General features: G+C 45.0%; 25 protein-coding genes and 4 pseudogenes. 22 read left to right on the top strand and 7 right to left on the bottom strand.

The genetic code is table 11. The annotated features are described in order from the left end of the window. Positions 1-178: 178 nt before the first annotated feature. The 3 genes and pseudogenes from gyrA to DXZ23_RS09435 all read left to right on the top strand — a co-directional run bounded on the left by gyrA (position 179) and on the right by DXZ23_RS09435 (position 4093). Positions 179-2830, top strand: coding sequence for a DNA topoisomerase (ATP-hydrolyzing) subunit A (gene gyrA / locus DXZ23_RS09425; RefSeq protein ID WP_017805801.1), 2652 nt, complete (start codon positions 179-181; stop codon positions 2828-2830). 102 nt (positions 2831-2932) lie between these two features. Continuing rightward, entirely contained in the window at positions 2933-3280 is a 348-nt protein-coding gene (locus DXZ23_RS09430; RefSeq protein WP_017805802.1) for a SirB2 family protein, read from the top strand. A gap of 162 nt (positions 3281-3442) precedes the next feature. Then, positions 3443-4093 (top strand): annotated as a pseudogene (locus DXZ23_RS09435) (IS1595-like element ISHpa1 family transposase). Between the two features lie 102 nt (positions 4094-4195). Here the strand turns inward: DXZ23_RS09435 and DXZ23_RS09440 are convergent. The 6 genes from DXZ23_RS09440 to DXZ23_RS09465 all read right to left on the bottom strand — a co-directional run bounded on the left by DXZ23_RS09440 (position 4196) and on the right by DXZ23_RS09465 (position 9020). Further along, positions 4196-4897, bottom strand: coding sequence for a putative quinol monooxygenase (locus DXZ23_RS09440; RefSeq protein WP_017805804.1), 702 nt, complete (start codon positions 4895-4897; stop codon positions 4196-4198). A gap of 125 nt (positions 4898-5022) precedes the next feature. Further along, complete coding sequence (locus tag DXZ23_RS09445; protein WP_017805805.1) at positions 5023-5352, bottom strand: DMT family transporter; 330 nt, start codon at positions 5350-5352, stop codon at positions 5023-5025. A gap of 408 nt (positions 5353-5760) precedes the next feature. After that, entirely contained in the window at positions 5761-6510 is a 750-nt protein-coding gene (locus DXZ23_RS09450) for an SDR family oxidoreductase (RefSeq protein WP_021724401.1), read from the bottom strand. A gap of 285 nt (positions 6511-6795) precedes the next feature. After that, positions 6796-7347, bottom strand: coding sequence for a DJ-1/PfpI family protein (locus DXZ23_RS09455; protein WP_035695885.1), 552 nt, complete (start codon positions 7345-7347; stop codon positions 6796-6798). 106 nt (positions 7348-7453) lie between these two features. Continuing rightward, the gene (locus tag DXZ23_RS09460) at positions 7454-8428 is read right to left on the bottom strand and encodes a carboxylesterase family protein (protein WP_017805808.1); all 975 of its coding nucleotides are present in this window, start codon (positions 8426-8428) and stop codon (positions 7454-7456) included. 100 nt (positions 8429-8528) lie between these two features. Beyond that, complete coding sequence (locus DXZ23_RS09465; protein WP_017805809.1) at positions 8529-9020, bottom strand: tetratricopeptide repeat protein; 492 nt, start codon at positions 9018-9020, stop codon at positions 8529-8531. A 235-nt stretch (positions 9021-9255) separates the two neighbouring features. On the opposite strand from DXZ23_RS09465, the gene DXZ23_RS09470 reads away from it, so the two are divergent. The 17 genes and pseudogenes from DXZ23_RS09470 (at position 9256) to DXZ23_RS09545 (ending at position 21595) form a co-directional block, all read left to right on the top strand. Further along, the gene (locus DXZ23_RS09470; RefSeq protein ID WP_238544408.1) at positions 9256-9858 is read left to right on the top strand and encodes an MFS transporter; all 603 of its coding nucleotides are present in this window, start codon (positions 9256-9258) and stop codon (positions 9856-9858) included. A gap of 147 nt (positions 9859-10005) precedes the next feature. Beyond that, positions 10006-10953, top strand: a complete 948-nt coding sequence (locus tag DXZ23_RS09475; RefSeq protein ID WP_017805811.1) for an IS110 family transposase — start codon at positions 10006-10008, stop codon at positions 10951-10953. Between the two features lie 60 nt (positions 10954-11013). After that, positions 11014-11255 (top strand): annotated as a pseudogene (locus DXZ23_RS09480) (DUF2644 domain-containing protein). Next, positions 11252-11503 (top strand): DUF2681 domain-containing protein, encoded by a 252-nt coding sequence (locus DXZ23_RS09485; RefSeq protein WP_017805812.1) that lies wholly within the window; start codon positions 11252-11254, stop codon positions 11501-11503. The pseudogene DXZ23_RS09480 and the gene DXZ23_RS09485 overlap by 4 nt, the downstream one beginning before the upstream one ends. Then, a complete protein-coding gene (locus DXZ23_RS15460; protein WP_165381637.1) occupies positions 11496-11636 on the top strand; it encodes a hypothetical protein in 141 nt (46 codons plus the stop codon). The genes DXZ23_RS09485 and DXZ23_RS15460 overlap by 8 nt, the downstream gene beginning before the upstream one ends. Further along, the gene (locus DXZ23_RS09490; RefSeq protein WP_017805813.1) at positions 11620-11874 is read left to right on the top strand and encodes a hypothetical protein; all 255 of its coding nucleotides are present in this window, start codon (positions 11620-11622) and stop codon (positions 11872-11874) included. Before DXZ23_RS15460 ends, DXZ23_RS09490 begins: the two co-directional genes overlap by 17 nt. Further along, positions 11874-12128: a hypothetical protein gene (locus DXZ23_RS09495; RefSeq protein ID WP_017805814.1), complete on the top strand. Its 255-nt coding sequence runs from the start codon at positions 11874-11876 to the stop codon at positions 12126-12128. The genes DXZ23_RS09490 and DXZ23_RS09495 overlap by 1 nt, the downstream gene beginning before the upstream one ends. Next, positions 12129-12632 carry a DUF1804 family protein gene (locus DXZ23_RS09500; RefSeq protein ID WP_017805815.1) on the top strand — a complete coding sequence of 168 codons (504 nt, stop codon included), beginning with the start codon at positions 12129-12131 and terminating at the stop codon, positions 12630-12632. It begins immediately after the preceding gene. A gap of 102 nt (positions 12633-12734) precedes the next feature. Then, the gene (terL, locus tag DXZ23_RS09505; RefSeq protein ID WP_017805817.1) at positions 12735-14378 is read left to right on the top strand and encodes a phage terminase large subunit; all 1644 of its coding nucleotides are present in this window, start codon (positions 12735-12737) and stop codon (positions 14376-14378) included. Positions 14379-14381: 3 nt separating this feature from the next. Continuing rightward, on the top strand, positions 14382-16040 hold the full coding sequence (locus DXZ23_RS09510; RefSeq protein WP_017805818.1) for a DUF935 domain-containing protein: 1659 nt from the start codon (positions 14382-14384) through the stop codon (positions 16038-16040). Further along, on the top strand, positions 16027-17298 hold the full coding sequence (locus DXZ23_RS09515; protein ID WP_035695883.1) for a phage minor head protein: 1272 nt from the start codon (positions 16027-16029) through the stop codon (positions 17296-17298). Before DXZ23_RS09510 ends, DXZ23_RS09515 begins: the two co-directional genes overlap by 14 nt. Before the next feature lie 99 nt (positions 17299-17397). Next, positions 17398-17883 (top strand): phage virion morphogenesis protein, encoded by a 486-nt coding sequence (locus DXZ23_RS09520; RefSeq protein WP_017805819.1) that lies wholly within the window; start codon positions 17398-17400, stop codon positions 17881-17883. A 260-nt stretch (positions 17884-18143) separates the two neighbouring features. Then, positions 18144-19184: a phage protease gene (locus tag DXZ23_RS09525; RefSeq protein WP_017805820.1), complete on the top strand. Its 1041-nt coding sequence runs from the start codon at positions 18144-18146 to the stop codon at positions 19182-19184. A 4-nt stretch (positions 19185-19188) separates the two neighbouring features. Then, positions 19189-20115, top strand: coding sequence for a Mu-like prophage major head subunit gpT family protein (locus DXZ23_RS09530; protein ID WP_017805821.1), 927 nt, complete (start codon positions 19189-19191; stop codon positions 20113-20115). Between the two features lie 43 nt (positions 20116-20158). Next, complete coding sequence (locus tag DXZ23_RS09535; protein WP_017805822.1) at positions 20159-20584, top strand: hypothetical protein; 426 nt, start codon at positions 20159-20161, stop codon at positions 20582-20584. 2 nt (positions 20585-20586) lie between these two features. Next, positions 20587-21021 (top strand): gp436 family protein, encoded by a 435-nt coding sequence (locus DXZ23_RS09540; RefSeq protein ID WP_017805823.1) that lies wholly within the window; start codon positions 20587-20589, stop codon positions 21019-21021. Further along, positions 21005-21595, top strand: a complete 591-nt coding sequence (locus tag DXZ23_RS09545) for a DUF1834 family protein (protein WP_017805824.1) — start codon at positions 21005-21007, stop codon at positions 21593-21595. Before DXZ23_RS09540 ends, DXZ23_RS09545 begins: the two co-directional genes overlap by 17 nt. A 4-nt stretch (positions 21596-21599) precedes the next feature. Here DXZ23_RS09545 and DXZ23_RS09550 read toward each other — a convergent pair. Continuing rightward, positions 21600-22250 (bottom strand): annotated as a pseudogene (locus DXZ23_RS09550) (IS1595-like element ISHpa1 family transposase). Between the two features lie 55 nt (positions 22251-22305). Between DXZ23_RS09550 and DXZ23_RS15920 the strand changes: the two are divergent. Continuing rightward, positions 22306-22413, top strand: a pseudogene (locus tag DXZ23_RS15920) (enoyl-CoA hydratase); the annotation flags it as partial. Between the two features lie 7 nt (positions 22414-22420). Next, positions 22421-22651, top strand: coding sequence for an Acb2/Tad1 domain-containing protein (locus DXZ23_RS09560; RefSeq protein ID WP_017807578.1), 231 nt, complete (start codon positions 22421-22423; stop codon positions 22649-22651). The last annotated feature ends 165 nt before the right edge of the window (positions 22652-22816 follow it).

Here is a 22816-nt window from a genome sequence, read left to right on the forward strand (position 1 = left end):
CTTTGCTTCCTTTCTTTTGGGTAAGCAAAAGAAAGGAAGTCGCTCAACGAGCGAAACTCGTTATTAATCCCAAAGAAAAAAGCAAATTTACGCCATAACAATCTTTATTAAATTAGAGAAATCATTGAAATTATGCTACAATCTCGCCTAATTTTTTATGTAATTAGGGAATATTTCAATGACAAATTTGGTTTCAAACGTTACCCCTGTGAGTATTGAGGAAGAGTTAAAATCTTCTTATCTCGACTACGCAATGTCCGTGATTGTTGGACGTGCCTTGCCTGATGTGCGTGATGGGTTAAAACCTGTACACCGCCGTGTTTTGTATTCAATGGATCAAAGCGGGATTACCCATAATAAAGCCTATGTAAAATCAGCCCGTGTGGTGGGTGATGTGATCGGTAAATATCACCCGCACGGTGATAGTGCAGTTTATGACACTATTGTGCGTATGGCACAGCCGTTTTCATTGCGTTATATGTTGGTGGACGGTCAAGGTAACTTCGGTTCAGTAGATGGCGATGCGCCAGCAGCAATGCGTTATACCGAAGTGCGTATGCAGAAAATTACGCAAGAATTGCTGACCGATTTAGACAAAGAAACCGTGGATTTCTCGCCAAACTATGATGGCAAAGAAATGATCCCTGATGTGTTGCCAACCAAAATTCCAGCCTTGTTAGTCAATGGTTCATCAGGGATTGCGGTGGGTATGGCAACCAATATTCCCCCACACAATTTAGGTGAAGTGCTAGATGGTTGCTTGGCATATTTGGATAACGAGGAAATCAGCATTGATGAATTAATGCAGTTTATTCTTGGTCCAGATTTTCCAACAGCGGCATTAATTAACGGTCGCAAAGGGATTGAGGACGCGTATAAAACAGGGCGGGGCAAGGTTTACGTTCGTGCTAAAGCCGAGATTGAAACCAGTGAGAAAGGGCGTGAAACCATTGTCGTTACGGAAATTCCTTATCAAGTAAACAAAGCCCGTTTAGTGGAAAAAATTGCGGAGCTGGTGCGAGATAAAAAAATCGAAGGCATTAGCAACGTGCTTGATGTATCCAACAAAGAGGGCTTCCGCATTGAAATTGAAATCAAGCGTGATGCCGTGGGCGAAGTGGTGCTGAATAACCTCTATGCTCTCACCCAAATGCAAGTGACCTTTGGGATCAATATGGTGGCACTTGATCACGGGCAACCTAAGCTCTTCAATTTAAAGCAAATTATTGAAGCCTTCGTGAAACATCGCCGTGAAGTGGTTACTCGCCGTACGGTGTTTGAATTGCGTAAAGCCCGTGAACGTGCGCATATTTTAGAAGGCTTGGCGATCGCGTTGGCGAATATCGATCCTGTCATTGAAGTGATCCGTGCTTCAAAAACAGGTGATGAAGCCCGTGAAGCATTGCTATCTCGTGGTTGGGAACTAGGCAATGTGAGTGCGATGCTCGAAGCTACGGGAATGGACGCGTCTCGCCCTGAAGATCTTTCCCCTGAATTAGGCGTGCGTGATGGCTTATATTACCTTTCCGAAGAACAAGCCCGTGCGATTTTAGATCTCCGCTTACAACGTCTAACAGGGCTAGAGCACGAAAAAATCGTTACCGAGTACCAAGAAATTTTAGTCGAAATCGGCGAACTTTTACACATTTTAAACAGCACTGAACGCTTGCGTGAAGTGGTGCGTGAAGAATTAGAACGCATTAAAACCGAATTTAATGACGAACGCCGCACCGAAATCACAATGGCATCTGGCGATATTAATCTTGAAGATCTCATCGCTCAAGAAGACGTGGTTGTTACCCTTTCTCACGAAGGTTATGTGAAATATCAACCACTTACCGATTACGAAGCCCAACGCCGTGGCGGTAAAGGGAAATCAGCAACCAAGATGAAAGAAGAAGATTTCATCGAAAAATTATTGGTTGCCAACACCCACGACACGATTTTATGTTTCTCTAGCCGCGGACGTTTATACTGGCTCAAAGTGTATCAATTACCGCAAGCCAGCCGCGGTGCGCGTGGTCGCCCAATCGTCAATATTCTGCCATTGGATGAAAACGAACGTATCACCGCCATCTTGCCAATTTCCGCTTATGAGGAAGATAAATTTGTCGTAATGGCAACCGCAGGCGGGATCGTGAAGAAAATCGCCCTCACAGAATTTAGCCGCCCACGTTCAAGTGGAATTATCGCCTTGAACTTGCGTGATGAAGATGAACTCATCGGGGTGGACATTACCAATGGCAATGACGAAATTATGTTGTTCTCCTCACAAGGTCGTGTAGTGCGATTTGCAGAAAGTGCGGTTCGCCCAATGGGACGCACCGCTACAGGGGTTCGCGGGATTAAACTCGCCCTAACTAACGATCTTTCTGATGATGAAAGTGCGGTGGAAATTGAAGACGTTTCCGAGGATAACAGCGAAGAAACCCTTGATCTCAACATTGATAAAGTGGTTTCCCTTGTTGTTCCAAAAAATGCGGGAGCAATCTTAACTGCAACGCAAAATGGTTACGGAAAACGTACCGCACTTGAGGAATACCCAACCAAATCACGCAACACCAAAGGGGTGATTTCTATCAAAGTGAGTGAGCGTAACGGCAAAGTGGTGGCAGCAACCCAAGTGGAAGAAAGCGACCAAATTATGCTCATTACGGACGCAGGAACATTGGTTAGAACCCGTGTGAACGAAGTGAGCATTGTGGGAAGAAACACCCAAGGGGTTCGCTTAATTCGCACCGCCGAAGATGAGCAAGTAGTAAGCCTTGAACGTGTTTGTGATGTGGACGACGAAGAATCGGACATTGAAACAGACAATGTGGAAGAATAAAAACAAAGTGGGCAACTCGCCCACTTTCTCTTTTCCCAAAGCTGAAACCTTTTTTCACACTGGACTTTTTAAATCCCAAACCATTCTATAGGAATTTCAACAATGATTTTTTATGCTATTTACACCCACTTTTTTTGTGCTTTTATTAGCTTAGGATTATTTATTATTCGTGCCTTAATGCAATTTGCTGGAAAAGATTGGCGTGCCATAAAATTACTCAAAATCCTACCGCACTTATCCGATACGCTACTGATCGTAAGCGGTGCAATCTTATTATTCTCCCTAGGAATAGGCTTCCCTTGGTGGATTATCACCAAATTTGCTTTATTAATTAGCTATATCATTTTTGCCACCAAGTTTTTCAAACAAGGTTCTACAAATAATTTACTCCTCTTTCTTTTCGCCTTATTTTCATTTATTAGTATCATAATACTTGGCTATTTCCATTAGACAAAAAGCGATGCCTCTCACCTCAACAATCAAAGACATATACGCTAGGTTTATTGTTAGAAAAATGAATAATTTTCCATTAATCTTACTAAAATACCAAACTATTAATTAGGGGCTGTCCTAGATAACAACTAAAAAATCTATTTAGGTTAGAATGAACCAATGAGAAAAAGTCGTCTAAGTCAGCACAAACAAAATAAACTCATTGAGCTATTTGTTGCAGGTGTTACTGCAAGGACAGCAGCAGAGTTAGTCAATGTAAACAAAACGACTGCCGCATATTACTTTCATCGTTTACGCCAACTCATCTATCAAAACAGCCTTCACTTAGAGATGTTTGAAGGTGAAATTGAAGCCGATGAAAGTTATTTTGGCGGTGCTCGCAAAGGCAAACGTGGTTGTGGTGCGGCAGGGAAAATTGCGGTATTCGGGCTTCTCAAGCGCAATGGCAAGGTTTATACCGTTGCGGTTCCAAATACGCAATCTGCCACCTTGTTACCCATTATTCGGGAGCAGGTAAAGCCTGATAGTATTGTTTACACCGATAATTATCGTAGTTATGACGTGCTTGATGTGAGTGAATTTAGTCATTTTCGTATCAATCACAGCACACATTTTGCTGAAAATCATAACCACATTAACGGAATTGAGAATTTTTGAAGCCAAGCAAAACGCCATTTACGCAAATTTAATGGTATCCCAAAAGCGCATTTTGAGCTTTATTTAAAGGAATGTGAATGGCGTTTTAATTACAGCAACATAAAAAGTCAAATTTCTATTTTAAAACAATTGGTTAAAGGGAGTTTAGTCTAGTTATCTAGGACAGCCCCATTAATTATATTATCTCGTTAAATTCTTCTTCAGATACCCCAATGCAAATAGCATCTGAAATATCATATTTCAAACAACATTGATTTATTTTTCCACCCAATTCAACCCACCTTGATTGCCAAGATACAGCGGTTGAATGGTTCGGAAATTTTTGCTTTCCAACATTGCCGCGGTGTCTTTGAGATAAGCTTGGAAATGGGGCGTTTGGCGGTGGGCTTGGTAGGCGGCATCATCAGCGTAGATTTCAAAAAACAGCCATTTGTTCGGTTGATTTTTGTAAGTGGCGGCATACATTGCCAGCACACCATTTTCGGCTTTGAGCGATTGTGCCATTTCTTGGCTGACGATGCGTTTAAAGTCGGTGTTGTGTTGTGGTTTCACTTCCACCATCACTAAATTAGTGCGATAGGATGCAGTGGCTTGCACTTTTTTGTCGCCTAAAAATTGTGGCACAAGCGGGGTAAAGACTTTGTGATCGGTCAAAATGGTGGGGGACTGGGCTAAAAAGGCTTGGTATTGTGGCGATTGACGGTGGGTTTGATATGCCGCATCATCGGCGTAGATTTCCACCATATAGGCCATATCGGGCTGTTCGCTCGGCTGCACGGCATACATCGCCAGTGTGCCTTTTTCCTTGGCAATGGATGTGTCGATATTGTGTTTGCCCACTTGGTTAAATTCGGCGTGCTGCCCTTGTGCGATGCCCAGTTCAAAGAAGTTCATCACGGGGGCTGCCTGCACATTGAGGCTGGCGGCGAGGGTAAGGGTGGTGAGGATTTTTTTCATGGTTGTCCCTATCGTTGTTGTGGTTGAGGGTGTTTCGTTCAATAGCTATCAATGTGTAACGCCGTAGGATGGTTGTTTGCTTTCAACATCATACGGCGTTACTTTGCTGTGTGGGCTTGGGCGATTTAGTGGGCGGCCATGTGTGAAAATGCGTTCAAAATCACCACACCCACGAGAATAAACGCAATGCCGAGTAGCCCCATTGCGTCTGCTTTTGTGCCGAAAAACAGCATACTCACGATGGCAGTTAGCACCAAGCCCACGCCTGCCCACACCGCATAAGCCGTTCCCAGCGGTAAAGTTTTGAGGGCAAGACTTAGAAAATAAAACGCCAAGCCAAAGCCCAACACCGCACCTGCGGAGGGCAATAATTTGCTAAACCCTTCGCTTAATTTCAACATTGTTGAGCCAAATACTTCCGACACAATCGCCAAAGCCAGCCATAACCACGCCATTTTTTACCTCTTTTGTTATCTGAAAAGCGGTATTATAGCCTTTTATATTTTGCCATTATAGACTTGTTTTTTCAGCGAATTTGTGTGCAAAGTGAGCCGATATTGAACGAAACATCTTATTATAGTCGTTTAAGTTCAACATAAGACAAGGCTTTGATCCGCAGACAGTACAAATAGTACGGCAAGGCGAAGTAACGCCGTATTATGTTGAAATCAAACGGCTAAAAAACGTCTATTTTTTTGACTGCACTTTAATGCCGTCTGAAAAAATAACGTTGATAAACCCTATACAAGCCGTATAGGGTTACTTAATTTGAGTCGCTCTGCAACTCTGCTATTCAGCCCCAAATAGGCAAAGAAGCAAAGCGGCTTAGCTTAACGAGCCGAGTACGGCTCGTGCTAGGTGGCTTACCAAGGCTGTGTAGTCGGCCCAATGGTAAATTCGCTGATGTTGGTGTCTTCAGGCTGGCTGAGGGCGAACGCCACCACGTTTGCCACGCGTTCGGCGGGGATTTCGTAGTTGTCGTACAGCTCACGATAGGCTTTCGACACGTTGTCGTTAGTGATGCCTGCCACCAATTCCGATTGCACCGCCGCAGGGTAAATAGTGCTGGTGCGGATATTTGTACCAGCCTGTGCCGATTCCATACGCAAGGCTTCCATAATGGCTTTCACCGCCCATTTTGTGCCGCAATACACGCCAGCCCCTGGGTACACTTTCAGCCCAGCCACAGAAGAAGTGGCGAGAATATGCCCTGATTTTTGTGCTTCAAAAGTGGGCAACACGGCGGCAATGCCGTTCAACACACCTTTGATGTTCACGTCCACCATCGCATTCCAGTTGGCAGCTTCCAACGCGGAAAATGGCGAACTTGGCATTAAGCCTGCGTTTAAGAAAATCGCGTCCAATTTGCCAAAAGTGCTTTTTGCCAACTCTACTAAGGCGTGATTGTCTTCAGGCTTGGTTACATCGGTGCTGCGATACACCGCCTCGCCGCCATTTGCAACAATTTTATCGGCAATGGCTTTGAGCTTGTCTTGAGGGCGTGCCGCCAAGACGATTTTCGCCCCCTCTTGTGCCAGTTTATAGGCAGTGGCTTCGCCGATGCCTGATGATGCACCAGTGATAATGACGACTTTGTCTTTTAAGTTTTGCATTTTGTTGTCCTTTTATTGTGAATAATGGATGCCGCTTATTATCATTGTTTTTATTGGTAAGCGGTAGTGTACTATTTGTTTATTCTCTATTAAGTTAAACCTAACAATCTCTCAGCATTTTGCTAGGTAATCATTGGTTTTTCGGCTTCATTTCCGTTTTCAGGCAGTCCAAAGAACAATAGGCTTGACTTTCCAACCTATTTAGGAAGAAACCAAACATCACAAAATGCGGAAAAATCCCACCGCACTTTATGTGGTAAAAGTTTGGCGTCATTCATCTTCGCTTCAAACTGGTGTGAACTCATATTCAATCAGTTTCGCCATCGCTTCCGCTTTGGCGTTATCGAATAAATAAGCGGTGAAATGCAACGCCATTTCAATGCCTGCACTCACGCCTGCACTAGTGAAAAATTGCCCGTCTTGGCAGACCCGTTGGCGGACAAACCGCACTTGTGGATTGAGCGATTGCCCCCAATCAAAAGCATTAAGATTGGTGGTGGCAGTTTTGCCATTCAACACGCCTGATGCGGCGAGCAACGCCGAGCCTGTGCAAACACTTAGCACAAAGCGATGTGATTGGCACAGCTTCGCCAGCTCTGCCAAAAATACTTGATTTTGCACCAGCGTACGCGTACCTGCCCCACCTGGGATCAACAAAATATCCCCCTCTGCATGTTGCCAAGGTTGAGTTTCTAGCACTGCACCATACGCCCCACGAACCTTGCCGCCATTGGCACTGAGATAGTACATTAAAAAACCTAAGTTTTTAAACTCCGCCAACGCCCCAAAGACATCAAGTTCTAAAAACTGATCGAATAATACCGTGTTCACCTGCATCGCTTCCTCCTTTGTTGTGTTTTGAACAATGCTCTCTTACATAGGCATTATTCTGTTTTTTTATTGAATATCGGTTCTGAAGTGAAGAAACATACTCTATTAAAAGTTAACGATGCTGTTGAAACAACCAATCCCGAGCGGGTTCGAGCAGATAGGCGTAATCAAAAGAATACATATGTTCACCGCCGCGGCTGTTGGCGAGTGTGCCTTCAGGCAGTGTGCTGCCTTGGGCGAATTGGATAAAGTTGTGGGCGTTGCCCTGTGCCAGCAGTTTGGCGGTGTCGGCGTTTTGTTCGGCAAGGCTTGCTTTAGCGGAAAATTCGGTGCTGTCAAACGGGATTTTTTTGGCTTCAAACAGGGCTTTGAGTTCTGCCATGCCTTTGGAGGCTTTGGGGTCGCCCTCAGCAACGGTGTAGATGAATTTGGTGTTTTTCAGCGGTTCAAGCACGGCGGTGTTCCATTGGCTGCCAACAAACATTGAAGCGGCGAAGAGCTGGGGTTCGGTGATGTTGAGGTAGAAGGAAATCATTCCGCCCATGGATTGCCCTGTGGTGTAAACCCGTTTGCTGTCAATGGGTTGGCTGGCAATGGTGTGTTTGAGCAGACGCAGGGCGATTCCCACTTCATCAGTAGTTTGCCAGTCGTCATTCACGGCGGATTGTGGGCCGCTAAAGGCTGGCACAAGGACAAACGCGGGGTGCTTGGCTTGGGCTTCATCGGTCGCCCAAATAATGCCGCCGTAGCCTTGCATTAAGGGGGCTTGTACGCCTTTGCCTACGGTGCTGGCATCGGCAATAAACATCACCAGTGGGTATTTTTTGTTCGGGTCGAGATTTTTCGGCGTGTAGAGGTTATACGCCATTGTTTTGCCCGTTACGCTGTCTTTGAAGCTAAGTTGTTGAAAACATGGGGCGATTTGTTCACGCATTGTGATGAGTTGTTGATCGTAACTTTTATTCGCACCGCCGTATTGGTTGTTCCACGCACCTTGCTGGCTTGCCGCCTGTGGGCTGGTGGTATCGGTGAGATGAGTGCAGGCAGCCAATGCAAATAGGCTGAGGGTGAGAAGTGATTTTTTCATAATTTTCCTTGTGTTAATGTGCCGTTTGCAAACGTTGCCATTCGGCTTCGCCTTGTGCATCGCCGGCGTTTTTGGCTTGTTGATAATAGGCTAAGGCTTGTTAGCGGTCGGCTGCAACGCCTTTGCCTTGTTCGTAAAATCTGCCCAATGCCACCATCGCTGGGGCGGCGATCACATCGCCACGCTGGGCGGATTGTTCATACCATTTTTTGGCAAGGGCGAGGTTTTGCGCTGTGCCAATGGCATTTTCATAACAATAACCGAGCCAATATTGCCCCGTGATGTCGCCTTTGCTGGCGGCTTGCTGAAAATAGGTGAACGCCTGTGCCGCATCACGTGGCACGCCCTGCCCGTTGAGCGACATCAAGCCAAGATAACGCGGAGCTTTCATATCGCCTGCTTGTTCGGCTTGGCGAAACAATGGCAGGGCTTGGGCGTAATCTTGAGCGTGATAAGCGGTAACCGCTTGATTCAGTAACGCCCATGCGGCTTCTTGGGCGGCACTATGAGCAGGGTGAACCGTTGAGAGGGAAGAGGTTACCGTGCAAGCCGATAACAAAAGGCTACACAAAACAAGGGTGAATTTCTTCATAACACAGCCATTTCTAAACATAAATTGCACGGCATTATATAAACCTCTCTATATCAATGCAATTTTTAGATTATTGAATATTATTCAAAACCCTATGCAATATTTTCCTACTAATCAAAACAATGCCATTGCGTTACACTAGCCGACATTCAAGTGAAAACAAAAATAAGAGAACAATATGCAGTCAAAAAACAGCCTCCCCCCCATTGTTTTATTCATGATTTTGGGCTTATTAATGGCGACCACCTCGCTTTCCACCGATATTTATCTGCCCGCAATGCCACAAATGGCCCGGGATTTAAACGGGCGGGCGGAGCTGACGGTAACGGGCTTTTTGGTCGGTTTCGCCTTAGCACAACTGTTATGGGGCCCGATTAGCGACCGCATTGGGCGGAAAAAACCGCTCTATCTCGGTATGCTATTGTTTATCGTCGGCTCGCTGGGCTGTGCGATGTCGGAAACGATGCCACAGATGATTTTTTGGCGTGTCTTTCAAGCCTTTGGTGCTTGCACCGCACCAATGTTGGTGCGTGCGATGGTGCGTGATTTGTTCGACAAAACCCGTGCGGTGCAAATGATGTCCACCCTTACCATTATTATGGCGATTGCCCCGATTTCCGCCCCACTCATTGGCGGGCAACTGCTCCGCCTCAGCTCGTGGCACGCCATTTTTTACCTGCTCGCGGTGATTGGCGGCGTGATGTTTCTTTCCTTGCTGGCATTGCCCGAAAGCCATCGCCTCGAAAACCGTGCCACAGGGGCATTTTTCAGCGTGTTCCGCAACTACCTCACCCTGCTCGACAACGCCGCATTTATGCGTTACCCCCTTGTATATTAAAATTAATATAAAATAGCAACAAAACCCCGTTATCTGCATCTCGCATACGCCCCAGGCAACAAACCGAGTTGTAGCAATGAGAGCAGATAACATTTCACCAAAAAACCGAACAGTTGCCAGACTTAAACCCGAATGCAAGGCAGGTTAATGATGAATGAACAAACTTATTGTGGTATTGATGTTGCTAAACGTCATTTCGTCATTGGGCTTTCTACCCAAAAACGAACTAAGACCGAAACCAACAATCCGAAAGGGATTGCGCATACCATTGAGTATTTACGTCGTTTCAGTGTGGACTTAATTGTCCTTGAAAGCACCGGTGGGCTTGAACTTCCATTAGCTAAAGCACTCCACCGCACAGGCTTTCGTGTGGTGATTGCTAACCCGCGACAAACCAATCAGTTTGCGATGTCGCAATCACTAGCAAAAACCGACAATAAAGATGCCAAAATGTTGGCTTTTTACGCCCAAATGCTCGCAATGCGTGATAATGTAGCACAGCAGCTTTACATACCACCCACTCCCGAGCAGGAACAGCTTGAAGCCCTTGTTTCACGCCGTAATCAGCTTGTTGAAATGCGTTTTGCGGAGAAAAACCGCCTTGAACAAGTTCATTCCACACAAGTATTCAGTGTTGAACAGCATATCGACTATCTCAGCCTGCGTATTGATGAGCTGGATAGGGAAATCGAACAGCATCTCAAACATTTTGACGATACAATAAAAAAGTTTAAAGACATCAAAGGGTTGGGTACACAAACAATAGCCGTTTTGATGTCAATGTTGCCTGAGTTAGGTCAATACACACATAAACAAATCGCTTCACTTGTTGGTGTTGCACCCCATCCTAAAGAAAGTGGCAACACCAAATGGAAAAGCCGCTGTTCAGGTGGTCGCAAAGCCGTACGAAATGCACTGTATATGGCAACATTTGTTTGTGTGCGTTTTGAGCCTAAACTCAAACAATTTTACGAACGCTTACGTGCTAATGGTAAGGCGTTCAAAGTGGCGATTAACGCCTGTATGCGTAAACTTCTCACCATTTTAAATGCGATTGTCCGCGATGACTCGCAATGGGACGCTCACGCACTTTAATTAACGAATTTGTATTTTTGCTTTTTAGCGGAATACAGTTGCTACAAAACGAGGACAACAATGCAATTTAAAGAACTCATCACCAACGACAACGGTCGTCTTAGCACCACCGCTTTTATCCAATTTTTTGTGCGGTGCTAATGGCGGGAATTTTGGCTTATAGCGTCTATTTAGACCGCTCAAATGTGGGCGAACTATTCACTACTTTTGCCTTATTTTGTGGCGGAGGTGTGGCAACCAAAGGCTTTGCCAATGCCCTTAATCGCCGTAAATCTTCACCACCACAAGGAGAAGAACAATGATATGGCAATTTTATGTGCTTGTTGGGCTAGGGGCGATCTTTGTAGCGATTTATGCACGGCTACATTGGCAAAGTAAAAAACTCACTGAAAAGCAGAAAGAAATCGAAATGGTCAAGGCAGAAGCCCGAGCTATTGCAGAGGAAATGGAAAATGCTGAAAAAAGCAAACAAATTGAACAGGCTAATCGCCGTCTCGACTCTCACGGTGTTGATGAGCAGCTGCAGTCAAAGGGTTACTTCCGTGACTAAGATTACAGGTTGCAGTGCGTTTGGGCTGATTTACCCCAGTCGTCAAGATACCCTTGAGACCAAACGGCAGGTGCTGAACCATAATTTAGCCTACGAGCAAATTTGCGGGGTGAAAAATGGATCTACAAATTAGCGGTGAATGGGTGTTTAACGGGGTGGTATCCATTGCCGTTACTTTTGTGGGCTTTTGGTTGCGATCAGTCAAAGAAGAGCTGAAAGAAATCAAACAGGAATGCAAAGACATCCGCAATAACTACCAAACGAAAGAGCTTGCCAAGGTGCATAGCACACACACGGACAATATTTTGGCGGAAATTCGGGACGAATTAAAAGCAATGAATCATAAATTAGACAGCAAGGTGGATAAATAATGTCAGCCAGAGAACAAAAGCGGTTACGCGAACGCAACACCAGCGACAAATTAGATGAACTGTTGAATTTAAGCAAAGAAGCCAATCGCAAAATCGACCGTATTGGCGAGCGGGTGGATAACATTGATCATCGTTTGTCCTCACTCGAAACCCAAGTGGGCAAAGTCACCACCAAAGCCTTTGTAGCAGGCGGTTTAGGTGGTGCAATGGTTGCGGTGGGCATTGAGTTAATCAAAGCGAAATTTGGGGGCTAAATGGCTCACGATGAGAAAGTGCGGGCATTAGTACGCCGTTATTATGTGTTTGACCGTTTTACCCTTGAGCAAGCCGCCCAAAAAGCCGAAGTGTCTTTTGGCACGGCACGCCGTTGGAAAGCACAAGCCCTAAATAAAGGGGACGATTGGGATAAAGCCCGAGATGTGCATATTATGGCAGGTGGTGAAGTAAATATGATTTCGCAAGGTTTACTGGCGGGATTTATTTTGCAGTATCGCACCACAATGGACGAATTACAGCAAAACACTGAATTGAGTGCTAAAGACAAGGTGATGTTACTTGCCGCCCTTGCGGATAGTTTTACCAAAATGACGGCAGCGAGTAAGCGGATTTTGCCAGAAGTTTCTGAACTGGCGGTGGCAATGCGTACCGTTGAGTTATTTGGTGAGTATATCCATCAACATCATTCTGCCTTAATGGAGCCTTTTATTGAGGCGTTAAGTGGCTTTGGGCAAACGCTCAATGAGGAATTTAAAAAATGAACTTGTTGAGCTTTATTTTTGTGATTATCGCGTGCCTGTCCGCCCGTGATGGTGGCGCTTGGGGCTGGTGGGTATTTTTTGCGTTATTGGTGAGTGATTAAAATGAAAAGCAAAGATTTTTTGAAAGAATTGAGTGCTTATGCCGACAGCCTACGACAAAAACTTGAAGCATCTTTTGAGGGCTGGAATGATAGCCCTGAAGCCGTTGTTGAACGCCGTAAAAAAGTGTTTGATAAGGTTTCGGGGTATGAATATTTTGTCAATCATTACTTTCCGCATTACACCGGCTCAAGCTCAAAATCCAAACTGCATCATTATCTATTTGAACGCTTGCCCGCCATTTTACAACAAGAGAAAGGCTGTTTAGATGCCATTGCTGCTCCCCGTGGTGAGGCAAAATCAACCCTTGTTTCACAGCTTTATACCCTGTATTGCTTGGTGACCCAACAGAAAAAATACTGCCTAATTGTCATGGACAGTATCGACCAAGCCTACCCAATGTTAGAGGCAATCAAGGTGGAGTTAGAGTTTAACCAACGGCTACGCATTGATTTTCCTGAAGTGGCAGGGGTTGGGCGTGTGTGGCAAGCGGCAACCATTGTGACCCGCGCTAATCAAAAAGTGCAGGTGGCAGGGTCAGGCAAAAAATTGCGTGGTTTACGCCACGGGGCATTTCGCCCTGATTTGGTGGTGCTAGATGATATTGAAAATGATGAACAAGTCAGAAGCCCAGAACAGCGGGATAAATTGCATAACTGGCTGAAAAAGACCGTGTTACCGCTTGGCTCTGCGGGGGATAAATTCGACATTGTTTATATTGGCACAATCCTGCATTACGACAGTGTACTCAATCGCACCTTGCACAATAAAGCGTGGCATACGGCAAAATTTAAAGCCCTCACAAAAATGCCCGACAATATGGCGTTATGGGATAAGTGGGAAGATTTTTACCTAAACGAGGGCGAAGCGGTCGCCGATGCTTTTTATCAGCAAAATCAGTTGGAGATGGACGCGGGGGCGGAAATCTCTTGGGCCGCTCGTCCACTCTTGGCGTTAATGAAAATCCGCGCCCGTGATGGACACGCCACCTTTGATAGCGAATATCAAAACGACCCTGTTAGTGGTGATGATGCCATTTTTGCCAACAGTATCCAATATTGGACATCACTCCCTGACAACCTGATTTATTTCGGGGCATTAGATCCCTCAATGGGCAAAGCAGGGGCAAGTCGTGATCCGTCAGCCATTTTAGTCGGGGGCTATCACCGCGAAACAGGCAAACTCTATGTAGTTGAGGCTCAAATTAAAAAACGCCTGCCGGATTTAATTATTGAAGATGTGATTAGATTGCATAGCCAATACCAATGCCACCGCTGGTTTGTGGAAACGGTGCAGTTTCAGGAGTTTTTACAAACGGAACTGATTAAACGTTCCGCCCAACGAGGCAAGCCTGTGCCTGCCACGGCGATTAAGCCGAACACCGACAAAATGCTACGCATTGAGAGCTTACAGCCCCATATCGCCAATGGCTTAATTTTGTTGCATCACAGTCAATCCACCTTGATTTCGCAGCTACGTCATTTCCCAAAAGCCGACCACGATGATGGTCCCGATGCCTTAGAAATGCTATGGAAAAATGCGGTGAGCAACTCTGCTCCGATCGAATGGACAAGCCTAAATGAAGCGGAGTTAGAAAATGATTGGCGTGATGAGGACGAGGATATTTATAGCATTTGGAAAGGATAAACAATGGCAAAGAAAAAACGCAATAAACACAAACCTGCACCCAATAAAAGTGCGGTCAAAATCGGGCAAGATTTTCAAACCAACGAAGCCCGTATTACAGAAAACGGGCGGATTATTTCCGACCACCCGAGCAATAAAATCACCCCTGCCAAGTTAAAAAGTATTTTTGAAGATGCCGAGGCGGGCAATATCCAAACCCAGCACGAACTCTTTATGGATATTGAAGAGCGGGACGGCGATATTGCGGCGAATATGGCAACGCGTAAACGTGCGATTTTAACGCTGGATTGGCGAATTGCCGAACCTCGCAATGCTACGCCTGCCGAACAAGGCTATCAGCAAGAAGTGGATGAATATTTTTATCAATTTTCCGAGCTGGAAAACCTGCTAATGGATTTAATGGACGCGGTGGGCCACGGCTTTTCTGCGTTAGAAATTGATTGGCATTTTATTAACGGAAAATGGCAACCAAAAACCTTTATACACCGCCCGCAATCGTGGTTTAAGATTGATAAAGACGACAATTTATTACTCAAAACCCCAGCTAACCAAGAGGGCGAAGCCTTGCGTCCGCTCGGTTGGGTGGTACATCGCCATAAATCAGGCTCAACCCAGTTAGCCCGCTTGGGGCTTTATCGCACGCTTGCGTGGCACTATATGTTTAAGCATTATTCCGTTCACGATTTTGCCGAATTTTTAGAGCTGTACGGTATGCCTATTCGCATTGGAAAATACGGTGCAGGGGCAACCAATGAGGAAAAACGTACCCTTTTGCGTGCTTTGGCTCAAATTGGACATAACGCGGCGGGCATTATGCCTGAAAGTATGGAAATTGAGTTACATAATGCGGCGAATGGCTCAAGCGTTAATAACCCATTTTTGCAAATGATTGAGTGGTGTCGCACGGAAATTGCCCGCCTGATTTTAGGGCAAACCCTTACCTCAGGGGCAGATGGCAAAAGCTCAACCCATGCACTTGGCAAGGTGCATAATGAGGTACGCCGTGATTTGCTTGTTGCTGATGCCAAACAAATTGCACAGACCATTACCAAGCAAATTATTTTGCCTTATTTACAGCTCAATGTTGATCCCAATATTGACGAAAGTCGCTGCCCTCGCTTTGAGTTTGACACCGCAGAATATGAGGATTTAGAAAAATTCGCCAAAGCCTTGCCTGATTTAGTCAATATCGGCGTGGCTGTGCCTGAAAGTTGGGTGCGGGAAAAATTAGGTATTCCAGAACCCCAAGAGGGCGAAGTGATTTTAAAAGCTGTTCAAAACGACTTTAAAGGAGAGTTAAACGATGATGAAACAGAAGAAAAAACAGAGCAAAAACGCACCGCACTTACTTTCAGCCATCGCGCTGGCTGTGGTTGCGGCTGCGACAAAACCGCCTTGTCCACGCAAAAAGAAAGCCAAAACGAACAGCAGATTTTAGATAATGTGCTAGATGAGGGCTTGCAACAGGTTGATTTTAACGCCCAACTTGATCCTATGGTACAAAAAGCCGTGGCGTTAATGCTAAGTTGTGAGAGCTACGAGGAGGCAGGCGAGAAGCTCGCCGAGGCTTACCCAGATTTAGAGAGTGGCGAACACCACGCCTATTTAAGCCGTGCATTATTTTTAAGCGAATTATTAGGAGGCAGCAATGCCCGCCGTTAATTTTGCTTTGGGGTTAGAACCCAAAGAAGCCATTGCGTTTTTGAAAAGCAAAAAAGCCTTACTTGACCATTTGGACGAGAAAGGCTTGCTGGAAAGTGCCAGAGCCAAAGCCACACGCATTGCCAATTTGACCTGCCTTGATATGACTAAGGATATTTACCAATCCTTGATCACCGCCCAAGAAAAGGGGCAATCTTTCGGCGAGTGGAAGAAAAATATCTTTGAGCATTTTAAAAAGAAAGGTTGGATTGCAGGCTATGACAAAGGCTATTTATTGGCTGATCCAAAAACAGGTGAGTTTTTTGGCACACCAAGACGGCTTGAAACCATTTACCGCACCAATATGCAGGCGGCTTACTCGGCACAGCGTTATCAGCAAATGCGGGATAATGTAGATAGTCGCCCTTATTGGCAGTATAGTGCCGTCAATGATGATCGCACTCGCCCCAGCCATAGTGCAATGAATGGGTTGGTGTATGCCTATGATGATCCATTCTGGCATACCTTTTACCCACCAAATGGCTTTAACTGCCGTTGTACCGTGATTGCCCTTGCCGAGCGGGATATTAAACGGCGTAATTTAACTGTGAGCCAAAGCGAAGGGCGATTAGTGGAATATGAACGCAAAATCAACCAACGGGAAACCGAGAAAACTACGGCGTTTAAGGTCAGCGAAGATCGTTGGGTGATTACCGACCGTGGGTTTGATTACAACGTAGGGCGAACGAGCTATAAACCCAACTTAGACCTTTACCCTGAAAAACTCGCTCACCAATTTGCCAAACGGGAAATGAGCGGGGCGGGCTTTCAATGGGATTTTCGCCAATTTGAAAAGGAATTTAAGGCAGCTAAACAAGCCTTAAAGTTAGGCGATAAACCGAATAGTACGCAACTGACCGCCATTCGCAACCAGCTACGCCGTGAATATAAATTTACCGCTGGAGTGCTAAATGCACAAGATAAAGCCAAACTCGGTAGCCAAACGGCAACCGTATGGCTCTCTGATGATACCTTGATTAAGCAGTTTAGTAGTCGTGAGGGGCAAAATTTTGGGGCGGAAGAATATGCCGTATTGCCAGAGTTGATTTATGAGCCAGCAAAAACAATTAATACAAGGGAAAAACATTATCAGTTGGTAAAACAAATCAATGGTAAAAAATATAGTGTAGTTTTGAAGGTTTTAGGTAAGGAAATTTTCATTCAATCATTCAGAAAATTAAAAGACAAGGAGTGGGAAAAAGTAATAGCCACTAGGTAGGGCTCCCCACACCTACACACAATCCCCGGTACTCTTTCAACCGTTCGTCCGCGATCTGGGAGATTCATCGCTTTTCTAGTGGCTAAGGACAATGTAACTATGATTGAAATAAAAATCAACAACGAAAAAGACGTTTTTGAACTATTGGAACGCTTAAGTCAAGGTGTGCGTTATAACGCCCCTTTAATGCGTACTATTGCTGGGACAATGCAATCAGCGGTCGATCAAAACTTTCAGGCGGGTGGTCGCCCTAAATGGCTGGGGGTAAAATCTCGTCCTAACGGTTCGCCCTTGATTGATAGTGGGGCGTTACGCAATAGCATTCGTGCCAGTTGGGATAATGATAAAGCCCTTGTTGGCACAAATTTAGCCTATGCGGCAATTCATCAATTTGGTGGCAAAACCAAACCGCATAAGATTAAACCTGTAATGAAAAAAGCCTTGAGCTTTGGGGGTATTGTGCGAAAATCTGTTAATCACCCTGGGAGCAATATTCCCGCCCGTCCATTTTTAACCCTAACCCCACAAGATGAGGCAGATATTTTAGAGGACGTGCAAGACTATTTTAAACAGATAATTAAATAATGCTATTTAGCCCCTAAATCGCACGCTGTGCGATTTTTTCTTTTAGGGGTACGATTTAATCATTCAAAAATTTTTAAAATAAATTAAAACGATTTAAAACGGTTTTAAAATGGGTTGTGTTTTAAATCAGTCAGCTTCTTTCTATTTTTCAGATATCTCTCTTTTCCCTCTCCTTTCTGTTGTGTGGAAGCCTATTCACAGTTTTAGCACATCGCAAATCGCTATGCTATGTCAAGATTAAGCAATAAAGGATTTTTTTGATGAAACTTGCCGCCTGTAGTTTTGAGTTGAGCCAAGCCAAAAATGGGCGTATCCAGTTGTTGCCTTACGGTGCATTTCGAGCCACAGACGGACGACCTTTTGACGTGGAGGCTTGGTATGTAACAGACACAAATGGTAACGATGTGGTGGCATTGGCAAATAGCCAACGCAACCCACTCCCAATTGATTACGAACATCAGATTTTGCACTCACAACAAAATGGCAAAGAAGCACCAAGTGCGGGGTGGATGGATTACCTCTATTTTACCCCGCAAGGTATTTTTGCCGATGTGCGTTGGACGGACAAAGCCGCCGACTATATCAAAAACGGGGAATATCGCTATATCTCTGCGGTGTTTAGCTATGACACGCAAGGCTATGTGCGCAAAATCTTTCACGCCGCCTTAACCAACACGCCCGCTTTAGATGGCATGGAGGAAGCTATGGTGGCAGCCAGCCAACAATTTTTAATCAACCAAGAGGATACACCAACCATGGATAAAGCCTTATTAGCGGTATTATGTGCGTTATTTAACACACCTAATGCCACCGAAGCTGAAATCAGCCAAAAAATCACCGCACTTGCACAATCCAAAGGAGAGAGCCAAGTGGCGTTATCAGAGGTTTACATTAAGCTTGCCGAAAAAGAGCAATCTGTTGCTGCTTTAACGGCACAGGTAGCAAATCCTGACCCTGCTAAATTTGTGCCAGTGGAGCAAGTTGCTGCATTAACGGCGGAATTTAACCAATTTAAGCAAGGGATTGAGCAGGACAAAAAAGCCGAGCTTATCACGGTAGCACTCTCACAAGGCAAGCTCCCACCAGCATTAAAAGAATGGGCGGAAAGTTTAAGCCTTGCCGATTTAACAAACTATTTAGCCAAAGCCCCAGCCATTGCCGCATTAAGTGGCGAAAAACAAGCTAAGGCTGATCCGAATGAAAATAAAGTGGCAGCGTTAAGTGCAGAAGATAAAGCTGTGGCGAAAATGCTGGGCTTAACCGAAGCCGAATACCGTAAAAATTTAGAAACAGGAGCCTAAGACAATGACCGTAGAATTTAAAAAATCCGAAGTGCTAAAAAAATTGGATACCCAATTCCGTGCGGAATTTAGCAAAGGGATTGCTCATATTGAGCCGCAATACCCCAAAATTGCGATGACCGTGCCGTCTAACACCGCAACCAATACCTACGGCTTTATGCGTGCGTTCCCGAAAATGACGGAATGGGCAGGCAAGCGTACGATTAAAAATATGTCAGCGGTGGGAATGACCCTTGATAACAAAAAATACGAAAGCACGGTTGGCGTACCACGTGAAGCCATTGAAGATGACCAAGTGGGCTTATTCCGCAATATGATGGCTCAAGCAGGGCAATCGGCAGCGGAATTGCCTGATGAGTTGATCTTTAAATTGTTGCTTGCGGGTGAAAGTACGCTCTGTTATGACGGGCAAAACTTCTTCGACACCGATCACCCGTTTTATCAAGACGTGGACGGCACCAATGCGGGAGCGGCACAAAGTAACATTACCACAGGTTCTGATAGCGGTGCGAAATCTTGGTATGTGCTAGATACCAACAACGTGATCAAACCGTTTATTTTCCAAGAACGCACCAAGCCTGAATTTGAGGGCAAATTTGACCCGTCCAAGTCCGATACGGTGTTTATGGAAGATGTGTATTTGTGGGGTGTGCGTTATCGTTGCAATGCAGGTTTTGGTTTCTGGCAGCTTGCCCACAAAGCAAAACAGCTTAACTTAACTGCGGATAATGTGATGGCGGTTATTACCAAAATGACCACCTTAAAAGCCGATGGCGGTGCCTTTATCAATGTGCGTCCAACCACGCTTTTAGTGCCACCAAGTTTAGAAAAAGCGGCGTTAGATATTTGTAATGCGGATGTCATTAACGGCACCACCAACACCTTAAAAGGTCGCTTACAGGTAATGGTATCCCCTTACATTATCGAATAATCATTTTTCCCCGCCTGCGGGCGGGGCGTTAAGGAGAAGGATTATGGCAAGAAAATCAAACACGGCGAAAGAAAAAAAAGACGCTCAAAACGCTAGCTCAGAAGCTAACTTGAGTGCTGACCATTCTGCCGAGGTAAAAGACGAGGCATTAAAAAACGCTGACGAAACTGACCGCACTTTAGAAGAGGGTACAACAGCCGAGGCGGGCGATGAAACATTGAAAAACACCGCTGAAACTAACTGCACTTTAGAAGATGACAAGGTGGTTGAAGGTGGGCAAGTGATTAATCCGATTGCTTATGCCATTAAGTTACGTGCTTTCCACCCGCACGACAGCTATGGGCGTTGCGGTTACCGTTTTTACAAAGAAAAAGAAACGGAAATCCCAGCGAACGACTTAACGGGCGAGCAGGTTTTAACCCTTGCGGAAGATCCGTGGTTAGAACTTGTGCCAGTGTGTGAGGAATAGCGATGGCTTATGCAACCGTTGCCGATTTTGTCTTGCGTGTGGGTGAGTTACAAGCTATTGAGCTGACTGACCGTGATGGCGTGGGGGAAATTAATGAGCAGGTGTTAGAACTTGGACTAGCGGATAGCTCAAGCCAGATGGACGGTTATTTGTCAGCTCGTTATGCCCTGCCCTTGCCCTCCGTCCCACAAAACTTAGTGCGGTTGTGTTGTGATTTAACCCGCTACCGCCTTGCCAGTATGTCGGGAGTGGATATTACTGATGAGATTATTGAGCGTTACAAGCTCAGCCTCAAAGAGCTGGAACAGCTAGCTAAAGGGGCTATCTCATTAGGGTTGCCAGAGCTTAATGCAGACAGTGAGGACAGCGAGTTTTCAGGGGCAATATTTTTTAGCAACAATAAAAACAGGGTATTTAGCCGTGATAACAAAGATTGAACAAGCCTTAACTGACCGCTTGCAACGAGGATTAGGCAAACTGGTTAATACGGTGAAAAGTTATGGCGGTGAATTTGATGATGAGAGCTTTGGCACAGCTCGGCTACCTATGTGTTTAATCACTTATGGTGGCTCTCGCATTGAACGAAAAGCCACGAATGCAAAGCGTTATCAATCCACCGATACCTTTGTGATTATGCTTGCCGTGCGTTCTTTGCGGAGCAATCAAGCCGCCCGTCAAGGTGGCGTGGATAAACGCGAGGTGGGGGTTAATCAGCTCATTAGTGCGGTTCGCCGTTTGTTAGATAGCCAAACCTTAGGGGGATTGGTCAAACCGCTTAAGCCTACGGCAGTGCGTACCATTTTTAACAATGCTAAGTTTAACGCGAGTTCAATTACTGCTTATGCGTTGGAATATGAAGTGGTGTATGACGATGTTAGCCCGTTAGAAGATGGGTTATATCCCGAACCCACCACCGATGAAACCAGCCCTGATTATGTGTTTAGCGTTTATCAGGGGGAGCAATCCGATCCTGCACCGACATTGGAACATATTAATTTGGGGCTGTCCTAGATAACTAGACTAAACTCCCTTTAACCAATTGTTTTAAAATAGAAATTTGACTTTTTATGTTGCTGTAATTAAAACGCCATTCACATTCCTTTAAATAAAGCTCAAAATGCGCTTTTGGGATACCATTAAATTTGCGTAAATGGCGTTTTGCTTGGCTTCAAAAATTCTCAATTCCGTTAATGTGGTTATGATTTTCAGCAAAATGTGTGCTGTGATTGATACGAAAATGACTAAATTCACTCACATCAAGCACGTCATAACTACGATAATTATCGGTGTAAACAATACTATCAGGCTTTACCTGCTCCCGAATAATGGGTAACAAGGTGGCAGATTGCGTATTTGGAACCGCAACGGTATAAACCTTGCCATTGCGCTTGAGAAGCCCGAATACCGCAATTTTCCCTGCCGCACCACGACCACGTTTGCCTTTGCGAGCACCGCCAAAATAACTTTCATCGGCTTCAATTTCACCTTCAAACATCTCTAAGTGAAGGCTGTTTTGATAGATGAGTTGGCGTAAACGATGAAAGTAATATGCGGCAGTCGTTTTGTTTACATTGACTAACTCTGCTGCTGTCCTTGCAGTAACACCTGCAACAAATAGCTCAATGAGTTTATTTTGTTTGTGCTGACTTAGACGACTTTTTCTCATTGGTTCATTCTAACCTAAATAGATTTTTTAGTTGTTATCTAGGACAGCCCCAAATTTTTTTTGCAGTGAGTGGTGTGCAAATGCGATTAATGGCGGTGATGAGGGCTGGCGGTTTAGTCCAAATCATTTAGCGGCAATTTTTAAATTAAAACATAAGGAGTAAATTGTAGATGAAAGGAAATCTAACATTTGGACAAAAAGCAGTAGGATTAACTTTTAATCCTGATAATAACGATGAAGTGACAAAGTGCAAACGGCTTTATGCGGATATCATTGATCAACTTAATGAGTTACGTAACTCAACAAATATACTAGAGGTTAAGCGTTTAGCCAGCGTGGCAATCACTGAAGCACAAACCGCTCAAATGTGGAGTGTAAAAGCGATTACTTACAAAGATTGAGAATGTAACAAGTAAACATAAAGAAGCGGCGATGTGGTAGGCTCTGACCTCTACCACATCAGCCTAAGCAGATAGCACCTGCATAGACCCGAGACCGCTTTGTCTGACCAGACGGACGGATTGTAACAAAACCGCGTAAAGTGAGAAAGTCTATGCAAAAAGATT

It is taken from the genome of Avibacterium paragallinarum (assembly GCF_900450705.1).
GTDB lineage: Bacteria > Pseudomonadota > Gammaproteobacteria > Enterobacterales > Pasteurellaceae > Avibacterium > Avibacterium paragallinarum.

Bases quoted from the DNA above. Each gene is read 5' to 3' on its own strand.
- DXZ23_RS09485 (WP_017805812.1), top strand. From the start codon at position 11,252: ATGATATGGCAATTTTATGTGCTTGTTGGGCTAGGGGCGATCTTTGTA.
- DXZ23_RS09495 (WP_017805814.1), top strand. From the start codon at position 11,874: ATGTCAGCCAGAGAACAAAAGCGGTTACGCGAACGCAACACCAGCGAC.
- DXZ23_RS09535 (WP_017805822.1), top strand. From the start codon at position 20,159: ATGGCAAGAAAATCAAACACGGCGAAAGAAAAAAAAGACGCTCAAAAC.
- gyrA (WP_017805801.1), top strand. From the start codon at position 179: ATGACAAATTTGGTTTCAAACGTTACCCCTGTGAGTATTGAGGAAGAG.
- DXZ23_RS09470 (WP_238544408.1), top strand. From the start codon at position 9,256: ATGGCGACCACCTCGCTTTCCACCGATATTTATCTGCCCGCAATGCCA.
- DXZ23_RS09560 (WP_017807578.1), top strand. From the start codon at position 22,421: ATGAAAGGAAATCTAACATTTGGACAAAAAGCAGTAGGATTAACTTTT.
- DXZ23_RS09490 (WP_017805813.1), top strand. From the start codon at position 11,620: ATGGATCTACAAATTAGCGGTGAATGGGTGTTTAACGGGGTGGTATCC.
- DXZ23_RS09500 (WP_017805815.1), top strand. From the start codon at position 12,129: ATGGCTCACGATGAGAAAGTGCGGGCATTAGTACGCCGTTATTATGTG.
- terL (WP_017805817.1), top strand. From the start codon at position 12,735: ATGAAAAGCAAAGATTTTTTGAAAGAATTGAGTGCTTATGCCGACAGC.
- DXZ23_RS09475 (WP_017805811.1), top strand. From the start codon at position 10,006: ATGATGAATGAACAAACTTATTGTGGTATTGATGTTGCTAAACGTCAT.
- DXZ23_RS09515 (WP_035695883.1), top strand. From the start codon at position 16,027: ATGCCCGCCGTTAATTTTGCTTTGGGGTTAGAACCCAAAGAAGCCATT.
- DXZ23_RS09525 (WP_017805820.1), top strand. From the start codon at position 18,144: ATGAAACTTGCCGCCTGTAGTTTTGAGTTGAGCCAAGCCAAAAATGGG.
- DXZ23_RS09510 (WP_017805818.1), top strand. From the start codon at position 14,382: ATGGCAAAGAAAAAACGCAATAAACACAAACCTGCACCCAATAAAAGT.
- DXZ23_RS09540 (WP_017805823.1), top strand. From the start codon at position 20,587: ATGGCTTATGCAACCGTTGCCGATTTTGTCTTGCGTGTGGGTGAGTTA.
- DXZ23_RS09520 (WP_017805819.1), top strand. From the start codon at position 17,398: ATGATTGAAATAAAAATCAACAACGAAAAAGACGTTTTTGAACTATTG.
- DXZ23_RS09465 (WP_017805809.1), bottom strand. From the start codon at position 9,020: ATGAAGAAATTCACCCTTGTTTTGTGTAGCCTTTTGTTATCGGCTTGC.
- DXZ23_RS09445 (WP_017805805.1), bottom strand. From the start codon at position 5,352: ATGGCGTGGTTATGGCTGGCTTTGGCGATTGTGTCGGAAGTATTTGGC.
- DXZ23_RS09460 (WP_017805808.1), bottom strand. From the start codon at position 8,428: ATGAAAAAATCACTTCTCACCCTCAGCCTATTTGCATTGGCTGCCTGC.
- DXZ23_RS09430 (WP_017805802.1), top strand. From the start codon at position 2,933: ATGATTTTTTATGCTATTTACACCCACTTTTTTTGTGCTTTTATTAGC.
- DXZ23_RS09450 (WP_021724401.1), bottom strand. From the start codon at position 6,510: ATGCAAAACTTAAAAGACAAAGTCGTCATTATCACTGGTGCATCATCA.
- DXZ23_RS09530 (WP_017805821.1), top strand. From the start codon at position 19,189: ATGACCGTAGAATTTAAAAAATCCGAAGTGCTAAAAAAATTGGATACC.
- DXZ23_RS09455 (WP_035695885.1), bottom strand. From the start codon at position 7,347: ATGCAGGTGAACACGGTATTATTCGATCAGTTTTTAGAACTTGATGTC.
- DXZ23_RS09440 (WP_017805804.1), bottom strand. From the start codon at position 4,897: ATGAAAAAAATCCTCACCACCCTTACCCTCGCCGCCAGCCTCAATGTG.